The sequence below is a fragment of the Frankia alni ACN14a genome, assembly GCF_000058485.1.
Lineage (GTDB): Bacteria > Actinomycetota > Actinomycetes > Frankiales > Frankiaceae > Frankia > Frankia alni.
Genome location: NC_008278.1, coordinates 4,282,479 through 4,301,048 on the forward strand (window position 1 = coordinate 4,282,479; position 18,570 = coordinate 4,301,048).

12 protein-coding genes are annotated in these 18,570 nt (G+C 71.4%); 7 read left to right on the forward strand and 5 right to left on the reverse strand.

Annotation, left to right across the window (positions count from 1 at the left end; all coding sequences use genetic code 11):
* Positions 1 to 415 precede the first annotated feature (415 nt).
* A complete protein-coding gene (locus tag FRAAL_RS17450; protein ID WP_011605114.1) occupies positions 416 to 961 on the reverse strand; it encodes a YbhB/YbcL family Raf kinase inhibitor-like protein in 546 nt (181 codons plus the stop codon).
* Between the two features lie 97 nt (positions 962 to 1,058).
* Here FRAAL_RS17450 and FRAAL_RS17455 point away from each other — a divergent pair, with 97 nt between their 5' ends.
* The 4 genes from FRAAL_RS17455 to fxsT all read left to right on the forward strand — a co-directional run bounded on the left by FRAAL_RS17455 (position 1,059) and on the right by fxsT (position 6,932).
* Positions 1,059 to 1,823 carry a GntR family transcriptional regulator gene (locus FRAAL_RS17455; protein WP_011605115.1) on the forward strand — a complete coding sequence of 255 codons (765 nt, stop codon included), beginning with the start codon at positions 1,059 to 1,061 and terminating at the stop codon, positions 1,821 to 1,823.
* A gap of 9 nt (positions 1,824 to 1,832) precedes the next feature.
* Positions 1,833 to 2,666: an SCO6745 family protein gene (locus FRAAL_RS17460; RefSeq protein ID WP_050997399.1), complete on the forward strand. Its 834-nt coding sequence runs from the start codon at positions 1,833 to 1,835 to the stop codon at positions 2,664 to 2,666.
* A 182-nt stretch (positions 2,667 to 2,848) separates the two neighbouring features.
* Positions 2,849 to 4,780 carry a molecular chaperone HtpG gene (gene htpG, locus FRAAL_RS17465; protein ID WP_083867013.1) on the forward strand — a complete coding sequence of 644 codons (1,932 nt, stop codon included), beginning with the start codon at positions 2,849 to 2,851 and terminating at the stop codon, positions 4,778 to 4,780.
* Positions 4,781 to 4,901: 121 nt separating this feature from the next.
* Entirely contained in the window at positions 4,902 to 6,932 is a 2,031-nt protein-coding gene (gene fxsT, locus FRAAL_RS17470; RefSeq protein ID WP_050997157.1) for an FxSxx-COOH system tetratricopeptide repeat protein, read from the forward strand.
* 422 nt (positions 6,933 to 7,354) lie between these two features.
* On the opposite strand, the gene FRAAL_RS17475 is transcribed toward fxsT, so the two are convergent.
* Positions 7,355 to 8,758 carry a Vps62-related protein gene (locus FRAAL_RS17475; RefSeq protein WP_011605119.1) on the reverse strand — a complete coding sequence of 468 codons (1,404 nt, stop codon included), beginning with the start codon at positions 8,756 to 8,758 and terminating at the stop codon, positions 7,355 to 7,357.
* Between the two features lie 379 nt (positions 8,759 to 9,137).
* Between FRAAL_RS17475 and FRAAL_RS17480 the strand changes: the two genes are divergently transcribed.
* On the forward strand, positions 9,138 to 10,247 hold the full coding sequence (locus FRAAL_RS17480; RefSeq protein ID WP_011605120.1) for a dolichyl-phosphate beta-glucosyltransferase: 1,110 nt from the start codon (positions 9,138 to 9,140) through the stop codon (positions 10,245 to 10,247).
* Between the two features lie 153 nt (positions 10,248 to 10,400).
* Positions 10,401 to 12,563 carry an ArnT family glycosyltransferase gene (locus FRAAL_RS17485; RefSeq protein ID WP_011605121.1) on the forward strand — a complete coding sequence of 721 codons (2,163 nt, stop codon included), beginning with the start codon at positions 10,401 to 10,403 and terminating at the stop codon, positions 12,561 to 12,563.
* 133 nt (positions 12,564 to 12,696) lie between these two features.
* Here FRAAL_RS17485 and FRAAL_RS17490 read toward each other — a convergent pair whose 3' ends face one another.
* From FRAAL_RS17490 to FRAAL_RS17500, 3 genes are all read right to left on the reverse strand, one after another.
* Entirely contained in the window at positions 12,697 to 13,389 is a 693-nt protein-coding gene (locus tag FRAAL_RS17490; RefSeq protein ID WP_157892129.1) for a TetR/AcrR family transcriptional regulator, read from the reverse strand.
* A gap of 298 nt (positions 13,390 to 13,687) precedes the next feature.
* Entirely contained in the window at positions 13,688 to 14,758 is a 1,071-nt protein-coding gene (locus FRAAL_RS17495; RefSeq protein ID WP_063822643.1) for a DUF2889 domain-containing protein, read from the reverse strand.
* 268 nt (positions 14,759 to 15,026) lie between these two features.
* The gene (locus FRAAL_RS17500; protein ID WP_011605125.1) at positions 15,027 to 15,971 is read right to left on the reverse strand and encodes an alpha/beta fold hydrolase; all 945 of its coding nucleotides are present in this window, start codon (positions 15,969 to 15,971) and stop codon (positions 15,027 to 15,029) included.
* 548 nt (positions 15,972 to 16,519) lie between these two features.
* On the opposite strand from FRAAL_RS17500, the gene FRAAL_RS17505 reads away from it, so the two are divergent.
* The gene (locus FRAAL_RS17505; RefSeq protein WP_011605126.1) at positions 16,520 to 18,478 is read left to right on the forward strand and encodes an MFS transporter; all 1,959 of its coding nucleotides are present in this window, start codon (positions 16,520 to 16,522) and stop codon (positions 18,476 to 18,478) included.
* Positions 18,479 to 18,570: the final 92 nt, after the last annotated feature.

Genomic DNA, 18,570 nt, shown 5'->3' on the forward strand with positions numbered 1-18,570 from the left:
CTTCGAAGATCGGGATTCCCGTTCGACAGGAAGCCCAGCACAGTCGGGAACGGTGGTGATCGTGGTCCATGAGCTGATCGCCCGGTTGGCGTCACCCAGTCCGGGATCAGTTGTCGTCGATGCCGGCGCCGGGTCGGGCCGGACGCTTGCGGCGATCGGCAGACGCGCTCCGGAGGCGAAGCTGATCGCGGTCGATCTCGACACGGACAAGCTGGCCTCGGCGATGTCCACCGTTCGGCGACGTCACACCTGCCGAGGTCGACCGCTGGTGGAACGAGCTGCAGGCGGCCGACGCCGCCGACGAGTTCCTCTTCAGCGAGACGGCATACATCGTCACGGCATACCGCACCCACTAGGATTCCGGCGGTCAGCAGGCGAGCATCTTCAAAACCGCCTACCGAACGTCTGCTGGTGCCTATCGGTCACCGGGGGTCTCGGCGGTTCCGGTGAGGGTGGCTCGCGCGAGGATGTGCGAGGCCATGGTGAAGCCGAGGGATGCCGGCGTGCTGTCCGCGGGAACGCCGATGTCGTCGACGTCGAGCGCGTGGACGGTGATGAGGTAGCGGTGCGGGCCGTGCCCGGCCGGCGGGGCGCCGCCGATGAACCGGGCGGCGCGGGCGTCGTTGGGAAGCTGCACGGCCGGATCGGGTAGTCCCGAGCCGGTGTCGTCGCCGGCTCCTTCCGGCAGCGAGGTCACGGTTGCGGGGATGTTGGCGACGGCCCAGTGCCAGAAGCCGGACATGGTCGGGGCGTCGGGGTCATACACGGTGACGGCGTAGCTCCTGGTGTGTTCCGGGGCGCCGGACCACGAGAGCTGCGGGCTTGCGTCTCGGCCTCCGGGGACGCCGAACAGGCCCGAAAGCTGCGCGGGCCGTAGCGCCTGCCCGTCCCGCACGCTTGCGCTGGTGACGGTGAAGCTCGGCACCTCGGGCAGGCGCGCGAACGGATCGTTGCTCGTCATCGGATGTCTCCTGTTCGTCAGGTGCAGGCGCCACCCACGCCCGCCCAGTCATCGATTAACCTAACATGAATCGATTATTTGAGCTAGAGTCGAGTGCATGGCAGAGCGCGATGACGGGGTGGCGCCGTCGGTGCGGGCGTACGAGTCGCTGCGAGCGGCGGTCATGCACGGCCAGTTCCGGCCGGGCCAGGCGTTGCGGCCGCAGGAGCTGGCCGTCGAGCGGGGGGTGAGCCTCGCGGTGGTGCGGGAGTGCCTGCTGCGGCTCGTCGGGGAGGGGTTGGCCGAGCGGCTGCCGAACCGCGGGTTCGTGGTTCCCGAGGCGGGTGACGTGCGATGGCAGGTGATCGCCGAGGCGCGGGCGGCGGTCGAGCCGACGATGCTGCGCATGTCGATCAGTCGCGGCGACCTGGAGTGGGAGACGCGGGTGCGCGCCGCCCACCACCGGCTCGCCGGCACGCCGCCGTTCGAGCACGACGGCGACGCCCATTTCTCGGATGCGTGGGCCGCTGCGCATCACGGGTTCCATCGCGCGCTGCTCGACGCGTGCGGCAACGACGTCCTGCTGGACACGTTCGAGCGGCTGTGGACCGCCAGCGAGCTGTCGCGCCGCTGGTCTGCGGCCGGCAACCCGGCTCGCAACTACCTGGCCGAGCACCGCCGGCTCGAACGGCTGGCGCTGAGCCGGCAGAGTGAGGCGGCCGCCGACGCGCTGGTCACCCATATCGCCGGCACCGCCGCCGCGCTCACCGAGGCGACGACGTCCACCGAAACGACCACGACCACCGACACGACCACCGACAGGGCCACGACCACGACCACCGACACGGCCACGCCCGCCGAACACACGCGGAAGGACGGCTGACCTGTGGACATGAATGCCGTCCGCGAGGTCAGCCTCGCCGTCAATGCGACCCATCGGTTCATCTACCTGGTCCCTGAGGCCGCGCAGGAGGCCGCCACCCTCGGCGTGACCGACCACGGACCGGCGGGGCCGGCGTACTTCGCGTTCCGCTCGGCCGCGATGGGTGCAGTCCCATGGCAGGTCACGCTCGCGGCCTTCTACAACTGGAGCCCGCGGTCGGTGCGGGCAATGACGGGCGTGTGGGACGCCGCGTCGCCCGAGCGGTGGCAGGCCGCCCGCTTCACGGCCGTTGAGCGTGCGTTGCACCGCGTCGGCGTGCGTCTCACGGCCGAGCAGATCGCGCAGGCACGGTCGTTGATCGACCCGGTCGTCGCCGGTGCCGACTATGCCGGCAGGACGCTGGCCGCCGCGAACGCGTCGGTCGCGCTCCCGTCCGATCCGCTCGTCGCGTTGTGGCAGCAGATCACGGTGCTGCGCGAGTGGCGCGGCGACGCCCATCTCGTCGTGCTCGCCGCCAACCGCCTCGGGCCGTGCGACTGCAATGTCATCCAGACCGCGACGGGTCGCTTCCCGACGGTCCTCGCGCGGGCGACCCGCCGGTGGAACGACGAGGAGTGGGCCGCGGCGACAGCCCGTCTCGTCGCGCGCGGCTGGTTCGACGCGGACGGCACCGTGACCGATGCCGGCACCGAGGCGCGCGAGCAGATCGAGATCGAGACCGACGAGCACTGCGCCGCGCTGTGGGCGCCGATCGGCGAGGCGGGCGCCCGTCGCCTCGCCTCGCTCATCACGCCGATCGACGACGCGTTCACCGCGGCCGGGACCTATGGGCGACTGCGCTGATCGCACTGGCGGGGACGTCGGGTGTAAACCGGGTCGGCTGCGCTAATATCTGACCCCACGAATGGGGGGCGCCGGTAGCGCTGTGCCGCCTCCGGGTTGGCGCGCCGCAGGAGTGCCTCCCCGGCCGCGCGGGACCCCGCGTTGATCCTGCCCGAACTGCCCGTGTCCGCATGGAGGTCTGCGTGAGCACCCGGATCGAGACGCTTGAATTTCAGGCCGAGGCCCGTCAGCTTCTGCAGTTGATGGTCCATTCGATCTACTCGGACAAGGACATCTTCCTGCGTGAGCTGATCTCGAACGCCTCCGACGCGCTCGACAAGCTCCGTCTCGCGTCACTGGTCGACAAGGACCTGCAGGTCGACACCTCCGACCTGCACATCGCCATCGAGGTCGACCGGGAAAAGCGCACTCTGACCGTGCGCGACAACGGCATCGGAATGTCCCGCGACGAGGTCGTCCAGCTCATCGGCACCATCGCGAAGTCGGGCACGGCCGAGGTACTCAGGAAGGCGAAGGAGTCGGCCGACGCCGCCGCGTCGCGGGAGCTCATCGGGCAGTTCGGTGTCGGCTTCTACTCCACGTTCATGGTGGCGGACACGGTCACGCTGCTGACCCGCCGGGCCGGTGCAAGCGGCGGCACCCGGTGGGAGTCCAGCGGCGAGGGCACCTACGTCATTGAGGACGTCGACGACGCGCCGCAGGGCACCGCGGTCACCCTGCAGCTCAAGCCGGAGGACGCCGAGGACCATCTGTTCGACTACACCGCCGAACGGAAGATCCGCGAGATCGTCAAGAAGTACTCCGATTTCATCGCGTGGCCCATCCGGATGGCCACCGAGAGCACGGACACCGGCGGCGCGGATACCGGCGACGAGGCCACGACCCAGATCGAGACGCTCAACTCGATGAAGGCGTTGTGGGCGCGCCCGCGTGACGAGGTCGACCAGGCCGAGTACCACGAGCTCTACCGCCACCTCAGCCACGACTGGACCGACCCGCTCGAGGTCGTCCACATGAAGGGCGAGGGCCTCTTCGAGTACGAGGCGCTGCTGTTCATCCCGGCCCACGCCCCGCTCGACCTGTTCGCGCAGGACGGCAGGCGCGGCGTTCAGCTTTACGTCAAGCGCGTGTTCATCATGGACGACTGCCAGGCGCTGATGCCGAACTACCTGCGCTTCGTCAAGGGCGTCGTCGACGCGCACGACCTGTCGCTGAACATCTCGCGCGAGATCCTCCAGCAGGACCGTCAGATCCAGCTCGTCCGTCGCCGGCTGGTCAAGAAGGTCCTCTCGACCGTCCGGAGTCTGCAGACCGACGACGCCGAGCGCTACCGGACCTTCTGGAAGGAGTTCGGGCCGGTCGTCAAGGAGGGGCTGCTCGACGACGGCGACAACCAGGAGGCGATCCTGGAGGTCGTCTCCGTCGCCTCGACGCGTGACCCGGAGCAGACGACCACGCTGCGGGAGTACGTCGAGCGGATGAAGGACGGCCAGGACGACATCTACTACATGACCGGCGAGTCGCGGTTGATGGTCGAGAAGTCGCCGCACATGGAGGCCTTCCAGGCCCGCGGCTACGAGGTCCTGATCCTGACGGACCCGGTCGACGAGGTGTGGGTCGAGCGGGTGGCGCAGTTCGACGGAAAGCCCTTGCGCTCGATTGCCAAGGGCCAGGTCGATCTCGACACGGCGGACGAGAAGGAGAGCGCCGAACCCGAGCGGGAACAGCAGAAGAAGGATTACGCCGAGCTGCTGTCCTGGCTGGCGCGGACGCTGCAGGACCAGGTGAAGGAGGTCCGCCTCTCCTCCCGTCTGACGACGTCGCCGGCCTGCCTCGTGGGCGACACGTTCGACATCACCCCGACCCTGGAGAAGATGTACCGCGCCATGGGGCAGAACGTCCCGCATCCCAAGCGCATCCTGGAGCTCAACCCCACCCACCCCCTGGTGTCCGGGTTGCGGAAGGCCCACGAGCAGCAGGACGCCGACGCCGACGTCCTCGGCGAGACCGCCGAGCTGCTCTACGGCATGGCCCTGCTCGCCGAGGGCGGCGAACTCCCCGACCCGTCCCGCTTCACCCGCATCCTCGCCGACCGCCTGGCAAACACCCTGTAGCGGACACGAGACCGGGAAAACCCGGTAGGGCATCCTCCGCCGTGAGATTCTGTTGGTTGTGGGGATGCGGGCGGACTCACCAGGCGCCGAAGGTACCCGCGAAGGTGGCACGGACTTCTTCGTGTCCTACACCCACGCGGATGCGAAGTGGGCGGAGTGGATCGCCTGGCAGCTCGAAGCCGCCGGCTACCGGGTGAAGATCCAGGCCTGGGACTTCGACCGCGGTTCACATTTCGTCCGGGAGATGCGCCAGGCCGCCGCCACGGCGGACCGCACGATCGCCGTGGTGTCGGCCGTCTACCTGAAGTCGGCCTATGGAGAGGCCGAGTGGCAGGCGGCCTGGGCCGCCGACCCGTCAGGTGCCGGCCGCAACCTGATTCCCATCCGGATTGAGGACTGTCCACGACCCGGTTCACTGAGCCAGCTCGTCGGCGACGATCTCTTCGACCTGGACGCCGAGACGGCGACCGCCCGGCTGCTGGCCACAGCTCGGGGTGGGCGTGGAAAGCCGGCGACGGAACCGCTCTTCCCCGGCCACCGCGCGACGGTGGGAACCACGCCCGAGCCGACATTCCCCGGTCAGCTTCCACGAATGTGGAGGGCCCCTGGGAGAAACCGGAACTTCACCGGCCGCGAGCGCCTGTTGGCCGCGATCCACCTCAGCCTTCAGCAGGGACGGCCGGTGGCCGTGACCGCGCTGCACGGACTGGCCGGGGTAGGCAAGACGCAGTTGGCCGCCGAGTATGCCCACCGGTATGCCGACGACTACTCGCTGATCTGGTGGATCGACGCCGAACAGATTCCGCTCATCGGCGAGAAGATCGCCGCACTGGCGGGCCCGCTTGGTCTGCCCGGTGACGGGCCGGCCTCGGTGATCGCGGCGACCGTCCTCGCGGCGCTGGCCCGCCGTACTGGCTGGTTGGTGGTGTTCGACAACGCGGAGGACCCCGTCGCCCTGCGGGACTGGCTGCCGGATGGGCCAGGTCATGTGCTGATCACTTCGAGGAACCCGGCCTGGGGGGCGCTCGCCGACCCCGTCGCCGTCGGAGTGTTCGAGCGGGCCGAGTCGAGTGCGCTGCTGAGCCGGCGCCTTCCCGGCCAGGACCCGGCGGCGGTGGACGCCCTTGCCGGCGAGCTGGGCGACCTGCCGCTGGCACTGGCGCAGGCGGCGGACTACATCGCCGCCACGGGCACGGACGCGGCCGGCTATCTGGCCAAGTTCCGCGCCCGCAGGACAGTGCTGCTGGCGAAGGGCGACGACCCGCCTTACACCGGCACGGTCGCGACCGCCTGGTCGGTGGCCCTGGATCGGCTGCGGGCCGAGGCCCCGGCCACGGTGCAACTGCTGCAGCTGTGCGCACTGTTGGCCCCGGAGCCCATCCCGCTCACCCTGTTCAGCGACCATCCCGAGCTGCTCGAGAGCCCGCTGGCGGACGCGTGCGCGGACGGCGCCGTCGACCTGGATCTGGACGACGTGATCGGCGCCGCGAGGAGGTACTCCTGGGTAGGGCGTACCGGGGACACTATTCAGCTGCATCGCCTGGTGCGGGACGTCATCGCCGACTCCGGGCGCCGGGCCCCCGACAGCGCCGCGACCTGCCGCACCGCCGTCACGCTCCTGGGCAGCGTGGTCGACTCCCTGAACCCCGAACTCCCGACCGACTGGCCGCGGTACTGGCTGCTCACGCCGCACCTCGCTGCCCTGTGCCATCAGGCCGCCGTCCGCACCGTCGACTCTCGCCACGTCGACCGTCTCCTGTACTGCATCGCGGGGACGGTGTCGGCGCACGGCAGGGGCGGGACGTTCGCCGCAGGCGAGGCGCTGGCCCGCGCCTGCCTGGACGTCCTCGCCGATCATGGCAGCGAACAGGCGCTGCTGCGGGTGCGCCACGAACTGGCCTGGCACGTGGCACAGCGACGCCCGGCCAGGGCAGAGCGGATACATCTCGACGTCCTGACGGCGCGACGGCGACTACTCGGCAACGATCATCTCGACACCCTGGCCTCCCGCCAGGAAGTCGCGTGGATAGCCGGCGTCCAGCGACGGTGGACCGCCGCCGAGAAGCAGTACCGCGACGTCTTCGGCGCCCGGCGCCGAGTTCTGGGTCTCGACGATTCCGAAACCCTCATCACCTGTCTCAGGCCATCCTGACAGGTAGGAGCCTGACCGCAGCAGCGCCGTGCACTAGCGGACTCTTGTGCCTCGCCGAGGGAAGCCAAGTACACCGTGACGCCCGTCAATCCCTGGGACAAGCCCTCACGTCCGCCGGCCGGGTGCACTTGTCGGCTCTCGTGCCTCGTCGCCCGAGCCGGCGGACATGCCCCGATTGGCCGTGTCGGCGAATACCGGACCTGCCGGCGATCACATGGCCCGAATGACGGCGGGCCGCTCCTGGCCGCGTCCCACCTTCGCCCGTGTGCTTGTAGGCATCGGGTGCTTGTCTGCCGGAGCGGCGCCGCCCGTCTCGGAGGGATGAACGGGCGGCGCCGCAACATTTCGAGCGCTAGCGGCGGTGAGACGAGCGGCTTATCTCACCATCGCCGTGTCGTGGCCGGCAGGTTCCCGGGACGGGGTCAGGCGTTGGCGAGCTCGTGCGGGATGTCGGGGACGTTCACTTCCACCTCCGCGGCTGGTCCGGGCACCGCGACGTGGTCGATGTCCTTGCCGTCGACCGTCGCCCGGACGCCGGCGCTGCCGGGGAATTCGCCCGTCACGTAGGAGTCGACGTCGAAGCGCAGGCCACCCTGGCCGCCCACGGCGTCGCCGTCCTTGCGAATGGCGATGACCTCGTGGGTCGCTGACCACAGCGCTCCCGAGGAGCGCGGCGGGGTGATGAGGCCGTGGTCCTTGCTGTCCTCGGTGAACTGGGTGACGCCGTAGCGGCTGCTGTAGCCCAATTCGGTGGTCACGCTGGTGTCGATCGAGGCGCTGAACGCCTTGATGCTGATGCCGGCCGACGCGCTCACCGTCACGCTGGTCTTCCGGCTGTACTCCTCGCTGCGTTCCTTGCTGACCCCGGTGGTGACCCGCCGGTTCGACGGCTGGGGCACCGTTCCCGCCTCGTTGTTCCGAAAGATCTGCAATGTGTAGTTGACCCGCCGCTCCAGCGTGTAGAAGGGCGAGTTCGCGACCTGCCAGGCGATGGTCTTGTTGGGATCCTTGACAAGAGTGCAGGGCACGATCACTGCCCGGTCGGTCACCTGCGCGATCGGGTCGGGCTCCCGGTGCGACGTCAGGACGGGACGGGGTGGGGGATTACGCCGGGCGACCGCCGCAGGCAGATCCAAGACCGAGACAGTGTCGGTGGGCCGGGAGTAGTGGTTGACCGACAGGATCAGATCGGCGCCCAGGATGAGCCGCTCCTCGCTGTCCGAAGGATACGGTGCCGACCGGATCTGCCAGACTCCCACGTCAGTCTTCGCGCCGGACTTCTGGTCATTCCAGATCAGGTCTCCGATGACACCGTCACGCACGTAACGGCGTCCGGCGAAGTCGCGGCGGATACAGGCATACCAGTGCGCTGGCGGCTTGTTCCAGCTCCGGGAGAACACGTGTCCCAAGGCGACATAGCCGGAGGGCGCGACCGGACGCCATACCGAGCCGTCCTGCTTCGCGCCGGACTTCTCGTCGCGCCACACGAGCTGGAAATCGGTCGGCGGGCGGACCATCGCGTCGGCGGCGTTCACCCCGCGGACCAGGATCGTGGCCCGCGTACCGGTGATGTCATCGTGGTTGCCCCCGTGCCCGACGCTCCCAAGGGCACGCCAGCCCTGGGCGTACATCGCGTCGGTGATCAGAGGATCGAAGAACGCCCCGTGAAGAGTGGCACCAGACCCCCGATCGTCCCACAGCCGCACGAAACGGTCCGTGACCGCAATGTCCAACGCACCATGCCTGACGCTCTCGACCATGAACTCTCCCTGATCGCTGAAGGATGTGGATAGACGTACCTCCTCACCTTCCATGCCCCCAACCATCGCACATCCAAGGAGTGATTGAAGATGCGCTCAGGGTTACGAGACATCCATCGTCGCCGCCTTCGGGCCGGTTACGAACCGGACTGTCCGGATCCGCGTATCCAAGTGATGTTGAAGGTAGCGCGACTACCAGCGGTGGTGACGTCCTGTTTCGGGATGACCAACTGCCCGCGGAACCGACACTGCCGGTGCACCGGTGTTCTCGGTAGCCTCGTCGAGAAAGGTGATGTCGACTGCGCCGTTGGCCGGAGCGGAGGAGACGGGCGGCCAGGCGTTGATCCGCGCGGCTTCAGCGGTGCAGGCTGGCGGGCGGGGGGTTCACAGGGATCACACAGAGGTCGCACAGGGTCTGCGCAGGCGGGGGGCCGACCGTGAGGGCATGACGCTCCCGCCGACGACCGACGCCCGCCGCACCCGTACCGTCGCCCCCCGTACCGTCGCCGCGCGATCCGACTTCCCGCAGGCCGACTTCCCGCGGTCTCACGTTCCGCGGTCCGATGTTCCGCGGTTCTCGGGTCGGCCCGCCGCAGCGCAGGTCGACGGGGATGGGCGGGCCGACCAGCGCGTCACGCAGCCGAACCCGCGGCCACCCCGGCCCGATCATCCCGTCCTGGACCTGGTCGTGCCGGTCTACAACGAGGAGCGGGATCTCGGGCCGTCGGTTCGGCGGCTGCACGCCTTTCTTCTCAGCCAGTTCCCGTACCCGTTTCGGATCACGATCGCGGACAACGCCAGCCCCGACGAGACCCTGAAGCTCGCCCGGACCCTGGCCGCCGAACTGCCCGGCGTCGCCGTCATCCACCTCGACCTCAAGGGACGGGGCCGCGCCCTGCGGGAGGTGTGGTCGGGCTCGGACGCCGACGTGCTCGCCTACACCGACGTCGACCTGTCCACCGACCTGGGCGCCCTGCTCCCTCTGGTCGCACCGCTGATCTCGGGGCACTCGGACGTGGCCGTCGGCAGCCGGCTCAGCCGCGGGGCACGGGTGGTGCGCGGGCCGAAGCGGGAGATCATCTCCCGTTGTTACAACCTGCTGCTGCGCCGGACGCTGCGGGTGCGGTTCCGCGACGCGCAGTGCGGCTTCAAGGCCATCCGGTCCGACGTCGCCGCGCACCTGCTGCCGCACGTCGCCGACACCGGCTGGTTCTTCGACACCGAGCTGCTCGTCCTGGCCGAACGCTGCGGCCTGCGGGTGCACGAGGTGCCGGTCGACTGGGTGGACGATCCGGACAGCCGCGTCGACATCGTCGCCACCGCCCTGGCCGACCTGCGGGGCATCGTGCGGCTCCGCCGGGCGATCGCCAGCGGCACGGTGCCCGTCGCCCATCTGCGCTCCTGGCTGGGACGCCGCCCGCTCGCCCCGAACTCCGCGCCGACCGCCCCCCTGACGCCCTACCCTGACGCGCCCTACCCGGACGCCCGCCCCCGGTCCACGCGATCGGACGCCGACCGGCAGCCCGCCTCGGCCGACGCCGGCGCCCTGCACTGAGCCCGCCCTCATCCGCGCATCCGCACCGAACCGCCCGGGGCGGTTTCCTTGCCTTTCCAGAGGCCTTCGCGTCCGTTTTATCCCTCTGGATAGGCAAGGGAGTCCGTCGGCACGGGGGCGGAACCGCGACAGACAGACCCTGGAGACTTCTCGATGACGACCACCGCACCCGACGTCGACGCGTCCGACACGATCCGGCTCGCCCCGAGGTCAGGCGGCGCCGGGCACTGGGCCCAACCGCCGCCTGCGCCGCCGGGCAGGGGGCACGGGCGGCTCGGGCGGCTGGCCCGCGGGCCAGCCGGTGATCCGGTCTGGGTCCGCCCGGCGCTGCTGGTCCTGCTGGCCGGCACGGCGCTGCTCTACCTGTGGAACCTCGGCGCGTCCGGCTACGGCAACAGCTTCTACGCGGCGGCCACCCAGGCGGGCTCCCAGAGCTGGAAGGCGCTGCTGTTCGGCTCCCTGGACGCCGGCAACGCCATCACCGTCGACAAGCCGCCGGCCTCGCTGTGGATCTCGGGGCTGTCCGCTCGGGTCTTCGGCTTCTCGTCCTGGTCCGTGCTCGCGCCGCAGGCGGTCGAGGGGGTCGCGGCCGTCGGGTTACTGTACGCGACGGTCCGGCGCAGCGCCGGCGCCACCGCCGGGCTGCTCGCGGGCACCGCGTTCGCGCTGACGCCGGTCGCCGCGCTGATGTTCCGGTTCAACAACCCGGACGCCCTGCTGGTGCTGCTCCTCGTCGCCGCGGCCTACTGCACGGTCCGGGCCACCGAGCGGGCCAGCGCGCGCTGGCTGGTGCTCGCCGGGACCTGCATCGGCTTCGGCTTCCTCACCAAGCTGGCGCAGGCGTTCCTCGTCGTCCCCGCCCTCGGCCTGGCGTACCTGATCGCCGCGCCGACGGGCCTGGGACGCCGGGTGCTGCACCTGGCCGGCGCGGCCGGGGCGATCGTCGTCTCGGCCGGCTGGTACGTCGCCCTGGTCGACCTGTGGCCGGCGTCGTCCCGCCCCTACATCGGCGGTTCCACCGACAACAGCCTGCTCCAGCTCGCCCTCGGCTACAACGGCCTCGGCCGCATCCTCGGCTCCTCCGGTGGCGGCGCCGGTGGCGGCGCCGGTGGCGGTGGCGGTGGCGGCGGGATGGGCGGCGGGGCGAACAACGGCTTCGGCGGCGCCACCGGGATCATCCGGCTGTTCGGGTCGAGCATGGGCTCGGAGATCTCCTGGCTGCTGCCCGCGGCGCTGCTCGTGCTGGTCGTCGGGCTGTGGCGGACCAGGCGGGCACCCCGCACCGACCCGGCGCGGGCCGCGCTGGTGCTGTGGGGCGGCTGGCTCGTCGTCAGCGGGCTGGTGTTCAGCTTCATGAACGGGATCATCCATCCCTACTACACCGTCGCCCTGGCGCCGGCGATCGCCGCGCTCGTCGCCGCCGGCGGGATCGCGCTGTGGCGCGACCGCGACCGGTTCCCGGCGCGGTCGGCACTCGCCGTCGTGATCGCGCTGACCGGCATCTGGAGCTTCGTGCTGCTCGACCGCGTGCCGACCTGGTTGCCGGCGCTGCGCTGGATCGTGCTCGTCGCCGCGTTGGCCCTGGCCGCCGCACTGGTCGCGGGTGCGGCCCGGTTCACCCGGGTGAGCGCGGTGCTCGCCACCGCGGCGGTGCTCACCGTCGGCGCCGGCAGCGCGGCCTACGCCGCGAGCACCGCCGCGCATCCGCACACCGGCTCGATCCCCACCTCGGGACCGTCCAGCGCCGCGACGGGCGGCGGTCCCGGCGGAGGCGGCGGACGCTTCGGCGCCGGCAGCCCGCCCACCGGCAATCCGCCCACCGGCACCCGGCCCACAGGCACGGGCACGGGCACTGCGGGATCCTCGGCCGCCGCCTCCACCACGAGCGGCACGGCAGGCGGCAGCACCTCGGCGCCCGAGGGCGTGGCGGCGGGCGGAGGTGGCGGGGAGCAGTCCACGAACGCGGCGTTGACGGCGCTGCTGGCGCGGTCGACGACCACGTGGGCCGCGGCCACGACGGGCGGCGCGACCAGCGCGGCGCAGCTCGAACTCGCCAGCGGGCAGTCCGTCATCGCGATCGGCGGCTGGGACGGCAGCGACCCGGCGCCCACCCTGGCCCAGTTCCAGCAGTGGGTCGCCGACGGGAAGATCCACTACTTCCTGGCCGGCGGCGGGGGCATGGGCGGCCCGATCGGCGGCGACCGCACCTCGGGCACCGGCACCGCGATCGCCACCTGGGTCGCGGCGCACTTCACCGCCACCACGGTGGGCGCTCAGACGGTCTACGACCTGACCGCCACCAGCACGAACGGCTGACGCGGCCGGCTACGGCGGCGGCGGACCTCCCCGGTCCGCCGCCGCCCTGCGTCACGCCTGGACTGACTCACCGCCTGTCCGGAGGGTTCCGCGCCCGATTTATCCCTCCGGACAGGCAGGAGTCGCGGCCCCGTCAGGGGGTGTCGGTGCCGGCGCGTTGCCTGGCCAGCAGGGCGCGCAGGCCGTCGACGACGAGGGTGTCGGCGAAGGCGGTGAGGTCGCTTCCGTGGACCTGCGACCACATCGCCTCCACCCGGCTCAGCGCCGGCCACTGCGCGGACCGGTCACCCGGGACGCCGGCGCCCGCACCCTCGTGCAGCCGGCGCTGGATCGACCGGGCCATGCCGTAGTCGTGCAGGACGTTGAAGCCGAGCAGCGCGTTCTTCGGCGTCAGGCCGGCGTCCAGCAGGATCTGTAGGTAGCCGTCCATGATCCGCCAACCCTGGGTGGTGGGCGGGCGAGCGTAGACCAGCACGTCGACGCCGGGCCAGGCCTCCAGAGCCGCGGCGGAGCGCCGGCGCAGCTCGCACAGGCGCACGTCCCAGTCACCGAGGTCGGGCGGGGGAATCTCGACGTCGGCGAGGACGGCGTCGATGACCAGGTCGACCAGCGCGTCCTTACTGGGAACGTGGTGGTAGGCCGCCATGGCGGACACCCCGAGCTCCTCGGCGAGCGCGCGCATGGTCAACGCCTCGAACCCCCGGTGAGTCCCCACGCGCAGGGCGGCGGCGACGATGTCGTCGACCCCCAGGGCCCGCACCGCACCGGCCGGCGCGCCGGACGCCTGCGCGCCGCGCGCCGCAGCCGGACGGGCACCTGCCGCCACCTCACCACCCGAAACACGTCGACGTCGTCGGGCGCCGCCACCCTCCCCGCCACCCCGGGGAACGCCCAGCGGTCAGTATAAAACCGGCGACCCGGTCGACCCGGCGGACCGGCGGACCGACGACCGGCGCGCCGGCGACCGGCGGGCCGGCGGGCCGGCGGGCCGGCGGGCCGGGCGATCCTCCGACCCCGGTCGGCCCGCCGATCCGGTCGCTCGCCCGATCCGCTCGCTCGCCCGGTCCGCTCGGCCCGTCGATCCCGCCGCTCAGTCGGTCCGGCCGCTCAGTCGATCCGGCCGCTCAGTCGATCCGGCCGGTGGTGACAAGCTGATCGACGAGGACGGGGACCTCGGCGAGCGCCCGCAGCGCGTCGTTGAGGTGGGTGCAGCCGTCGGTGCCGACGACGAGTCGGATGACCCGGGCCCGCAGGGTCCGCATCGGCTCGCCGAGCAGCAGATCGACGTTGTCGGCGGCCGACGGGCACGTCTCGAAGGGCAGCACCCGCGGGTCCGCACGCAGCCCGACGAGCCGCATGGTGGCCGGGTCGACGGTGGCGTGCACGCCGTACTCGTGCACGACCGTCTCCACCCCCTGCGGGCTCCACATGCTGTCCCGGAACATCGAGTCGACGGTCAGCAGGCCGTGGGGCGTCCCGAGCTCGGGCGCCACCACATCCACCCGGCGCCGACGGCGGAACATCGCCGAATCGCCGGGCGGCGCCGGCATCCGGTGCCAGGCCAGCGGGTCGTCGGGCTGCTCCAACGGATGGGCGGGCACGAGGTTCTGCTCCAACCCGGCGCCCTGGGACATCCGTTCCAGCGGGCTGCCGTCGGCCCGCCATCCCGAGCAGACCTCCCGCATCGCCTCGACCCGACTGGCCTGCGTCGACGCGGCGAACTCCGCCAGTTTCCCCTGCTCGCGGGGCCACAGCCGCCAGGCGATCGGCCCCACCAGGGTCGCGCCGGGCATGTCGTCGAGCAGGAAGTGCAGCGGCGATCCGGTCGCGACGTCCTCGGGGACCAGTTCCCGCAGCCGGGCGCGGTAGCCGCGGCCGCCGCTCTGCCCGACCAGGCCACCCAGGGCCCGACGCGGGGGCACACTGGTGACGGAACGCAACGTCCGGGTGCCGTCGACAGTGACGCGCAGCTGCGCGGAGTCGACCACCGTCGCCTGCCTGTCGCGCCCGGTCACGAGGTCGCGGGCGCCGGCGTGCAGGTGCATCGGGGAGCCGAAGCCGTCAGGCCAGGTCACGTTGAGATGGCTGGTGCGGCGCACCGATCCGGGCACGCGCGGCGGGGCGCCGCGGTGTGGACTGCCCGGCGGCGGGGTCAGCTCGGCGAGCGCCGGCAGTGGTCGTACGGGAGACGGCATCTGGACCTCCGAGCCCGGTCGGGCGGCACGCCGCAGCGGCGCACCGCCCGTATGGACCGCGCCCGCGGCATAACCCGTCACCCTTTACACAGTAAAGCCGAAGGCAAATCTACCTTGCACAATCCCGCTGCGCTGGGTGACATCGACCACGGGCACGCCGGACACCCGCAGCCCGGTCGTGGGTGCGGGTGCGCTCCCCGCCAGGAGGCGGAGCCGGTCACGAGGCGGAGCCGGTCAGGAGAGGGAGCCGGTCAGGAGAGGGAGCCGGTCAGGCCGGGAAGGCGAAGTCGCGGATCAGAGTGACGAGCTCCAGCGGACGGTCGCTCTGCACGGCGTGGCCGGCGCCGTCGACGAGGGCGTAGCGCAGGGCCGGAAGGCGGCGGCGGAACTCGGCGACGTCGGCGTCGAGGACGTACCTCGACTCGCCGCCGCGCACGAGCAGCGTCGGCACGGTGATCGTGTCGACCTCGTCCCACAGCGAGGTGAAGTCGAGCCAGTCCGGGGTTCCCGGCGGGGGCGGGCCGAACAGGTCGTACCGCCACGACCAGCGGCCGTCCGGCAGCCGGCGGGCGTTGTGGCGCACCCCACGGCGCACCCCGGCGGCGGCCCGCAGCGGGCTCAGTGCCACCGCGGCGTCGGCCATCTCCTCGAACGAGGCGTAGGTCGGCGGTCCGGAGACGAGCGCCACCGAGCCGCGTTCGGCCGTCGTCATCGTCCGGCTCGGGTCGTTGACCTGCGGGGTGACGTCGACGATCACGGCACGCCGGCAGAGGTCGGGGCGCGTCGCGGCGAGATGGGTGACGGTCAGGCCGCCGAGCGACATGCCCACCACGACCGCCGCGTTCGGCGCCACGGCCGGCAGGGCCGTCGCCAGCGCCTCGACGTTGCGCCACGGACCGTAGTCACGGTCGGCGCGCCAGGACGACCGGCCGTGGCCGGGCAGGTCGAAGGCCACCGCCGGCCGGCCCAGCGCGAGCGCCACGTAGTCCCAGGTGTGGGCGTTCTGCGCGCCGCCGTGCAGGAACACCACCTCGGGATCGGCGGTACCCCAACGGATGTAGCTCAGCCGCCGGTCGGCCGCCAGGTCGACGTAACCGCGGCTGACGTCGGGCCGGCCCGCGAACGGCAGGCCCAGTTCCTCGGCGTTCTCGTGCAGCAGTCCGAACTCGTCGTAGTCGTCGGCCGCCAACGTGCTCTCGACATCGGTCGCCACGTCGCCTCGCTCTCCTCGCGCCGGCCCTCAGATGGCTGTGCAGTGCAGACGGACGATGATCGCGTTCGGGTGATCGGGGGTCGGGGGGTCGGATGGTGGACGACCCGTCCGGATGGGTGCGATCCGTCCAGCGAGCAATGTAGGACGCTCCGGCGTCGACGTGCGCCGTTTCGGGTCGTGCACCGGCCGCCGAGACGGGAATGCCGATCGACAGGCGTGGTTGTTAGTATGAGTCAAGCAACTATCCGACGTGGACGCGGGCGCATGCGGCCGGCCTGACCGGCAGGCACCCGGACCGGTACGAGGCATCCAACCGACACAGTCGGCAACCAACCGACACCGTCGGCAACCAACCGACACCGTCGCCAACCGACCGACACTGTCGGCATCGGACCACGCGGCCGGATCCCGGGCCCCGCACCGCAGCGACGAGCTGCGAGCCGGCCCCGGCCTGGCCCGGCCCGCCTCGCGCCCATGCCACTCAGGAGGCCCGGCACCGCCCCGCAGCGGCGGCCCGGCCGCATCGGTGATGGAGGGAGCAGCGCCGGATGTCCACGACAGCGGGGACTCCGGTCGACGCAGCGCGCCGGCCAGACCAGGACGACCACGCGGGATACCGCTGGATCGCCCTGTCGAACACGACCATCGGGGTACTGATGGCGACGGTCAACAGCTCGATCGTCATCATCTCCCTGCCCGCGATCTTCCGCGGGATCCACCTCGATCCCCTGCAGCCGGGCAACGTCAGCTACCTGCTGTGGATGCTGATGGGCTACATGCTCGTCTCCGCCGTGCTGGTGGTGACGCTGGGCCGGCTCGGTGACATGTTCGGCCGGGTCCGGATCTACAACGCCGGCTTCGCGGTGTTCAGCGTCGCCTCGGTCGGGCTGGCGCTGACCCCCTGGCAGGGCTCGTCCGGGGCGCTGTGGCTGATCGGCTGGCGGGTCGTGCAGGGCGTGGGCGGCGCGATGCTCATGGCCAACTCCACGGCCATCCTCACCGACGCCTTCCCCACCCGCCAGCGCGGCATGGCGCTGGGCATCAACCAGGTCGCCGCGCTCGCCGGCTCCTTCGTCGGGCTGGTCGCCGGCGGCCTGCTGTCGGAGTGGAACTGGCGCGCGGTGTTCTGGGTGAGCGTGCCGATCGGCGTCGCCGGCACGATCTGGTCCTACCGCAGCCTGCGCGACACCGGCCGGCGCGCGCCCGCGCGGATCGACTGGTGGGGCAACATCACTTTCGCGGTCGGGCTGACGGCGCTGCTCGCCGGCGTCACGTACGGCATCCAGCCCTACGGCGGGCACGACATGGGCTGGCTGAACCCCAAGGTGCTCGCCGCGCTGATCGGCGGCGCCGCCGTCCTGGTCGCGTTCGTCCTCATCGAACGACGCACCGCGCAGCCGATGTTCAACCTGGCGCTGTTCCGGATCCGGGCGTTCACCGCCGGCAACGCGGCGGTCCTGCTGTCCTCGATCGCCCGCGGCGGGATGCAGTTCATGCTGATCATCTGGCTGCAGGGAATCTGGCTGCCGCTGCACGGCTACGACTACGTCGACACCCCGCTGTGGGCGGGCGTCTACCTGCTGCCGCTGACGGTCGGGTTCCTGGTGGCGGGCCCGGTGTCGGGCTTCCTGTCCGACCGGTTCGGCGCCCGCGCCTTCGCCACCGGCGGCCTGACGCTGGTCGCCGCGACCTTCGTCGGTCTGCTGCTGCTGCCGACGAACTTCAGCTACCCGGCGTTCGCGGTGCTGCTGGTCCTCAACGGGATCGGCTCGGGCCTGTTCTCCGCGCCGAACACGACCGCGGTGATGAATGCCGTGCCGGCGGCCGCCCGCGGCGGCGCGTCCGGGATGCGCGCGACGTTCATGAACTCCGGGCAGGTCCTGTCGATCGGCCTGTTCTTCTCCCTGATGATCGCCGGGCTGTCCTCGACGTTGCCGCACTCGCTGCACAGCGGGCTGGCCGCGCAGGGCGTGCCCGCCGACGTCACCGACCGGGTGGCGAACCTGCCTCCGGTCGGCAGCCTGTTCGCCGCCTTCCTCGGCTACAACCCGATGCAGAACCTGCTCGGCGACGACACTCTGCACCAGCTCCCCGCGGCGAACGCGCAGGCGCTGACGGGCAAGGAGTTCTTCCCGCACCTGATCGCCTCGCCGTTCCACCACGGCCTGATCATCGTGTTCTCGCTCGCCATCGCCATGTCGCTGATCGCCGCGGTCGCCTCCCTGCTGCGCGGCGCGAGGTACGTCCACATCGAGACGCTGCTCGCCGTCGAGGCCGCCGCCGGCCCCACCGCCACCGGCGGTGCCATCACCGACGGAGGTGACATCACCGACGGAGGTGCCGTGTCGGTAGGAAGCAGCCAGGAAACGGAAAGCAGCGATCCGGTTGGGAGCGGTCACCCGGCCAGGAGCGGTCGACCGGCGACGGGCGCCCTGCCGGCAGAGCGGCTGCAACCATCCGACCAGGCGTGCGTCGACCTGGACGCACCGACGGTACGGATCCCCTAGCCGCACTGTCTGTCCCGGGGAGGTGGACGGCCGCCCACCTCCCCGGCCACTCCGCCCGCCGCTTCCCCACCCGCGCCGCCGCTTCTCCATCC

What these genes read in the sequence shown, in the direction of transcription:
- FRAAL_RS17455 (WP_011605115.1), top strand. Translation starts at nt 1,059, where the DNA reads ATGGCAGAGCGCGATGACGGGGTGGCGCCGTCGGTGCGGGCGTACGAG.
- FRAAL_RS17485 (WP_011605121.1), top strand. Translation starts at nt 10,401, where the DNA reads ATGACGACCACCGCACCCGACGTCGACGCGTCCGACACGATCCGGCTC.
- FRAAL_RS17475 (WP_011605119.1), bottom strand. Translation starts at nt 8,758, where the DNA reads ATGGTTGGGGGCATGGAAGGTGAGGAGGTACGTCTATCCACATCCTTC.
- FRAAL_RS17450 (WP_011605114.1), bottom strand. Translation starts at nt 961, where the DNA reads ATGACGAGCAACGATCCGTTCGCGCGCCTGCCCGAGGTGCCGAGCTTC.
- FRAAL_RS17460 (WP_050997399.1), top strand. Translation starts at nt 1,833, where the DNA reads ATGAATGCCGTCCGCGAGGTCAGCCTCGCCGTCAATGCGACCCATCGG.
- FRAAL_RS17495 (WP_063822643.1), bottom strand. Translation starts at nt 14,758, where the DNA reads ATGCCGTCTCCCGTACGACCACTGCCGGCGCTCGCCGAGCTGACCCCG.
- FRAAL_RS17480 (WP_011605120.1), top strand. Translation starts at nt 9,138, where the DNA reads ATGACGCTCCCGCCGACGACCGACGCCCGCCGCACCCGTACCGTCGCC.
- FRAAL_RS17505 (WP_011605126.1), top strand. Translation starts at nt 16,520, where the DNA reads ATGTCCACGACAGCGGGGACTCCGGTCGACGCAGCGCGCCGGCCAGAC.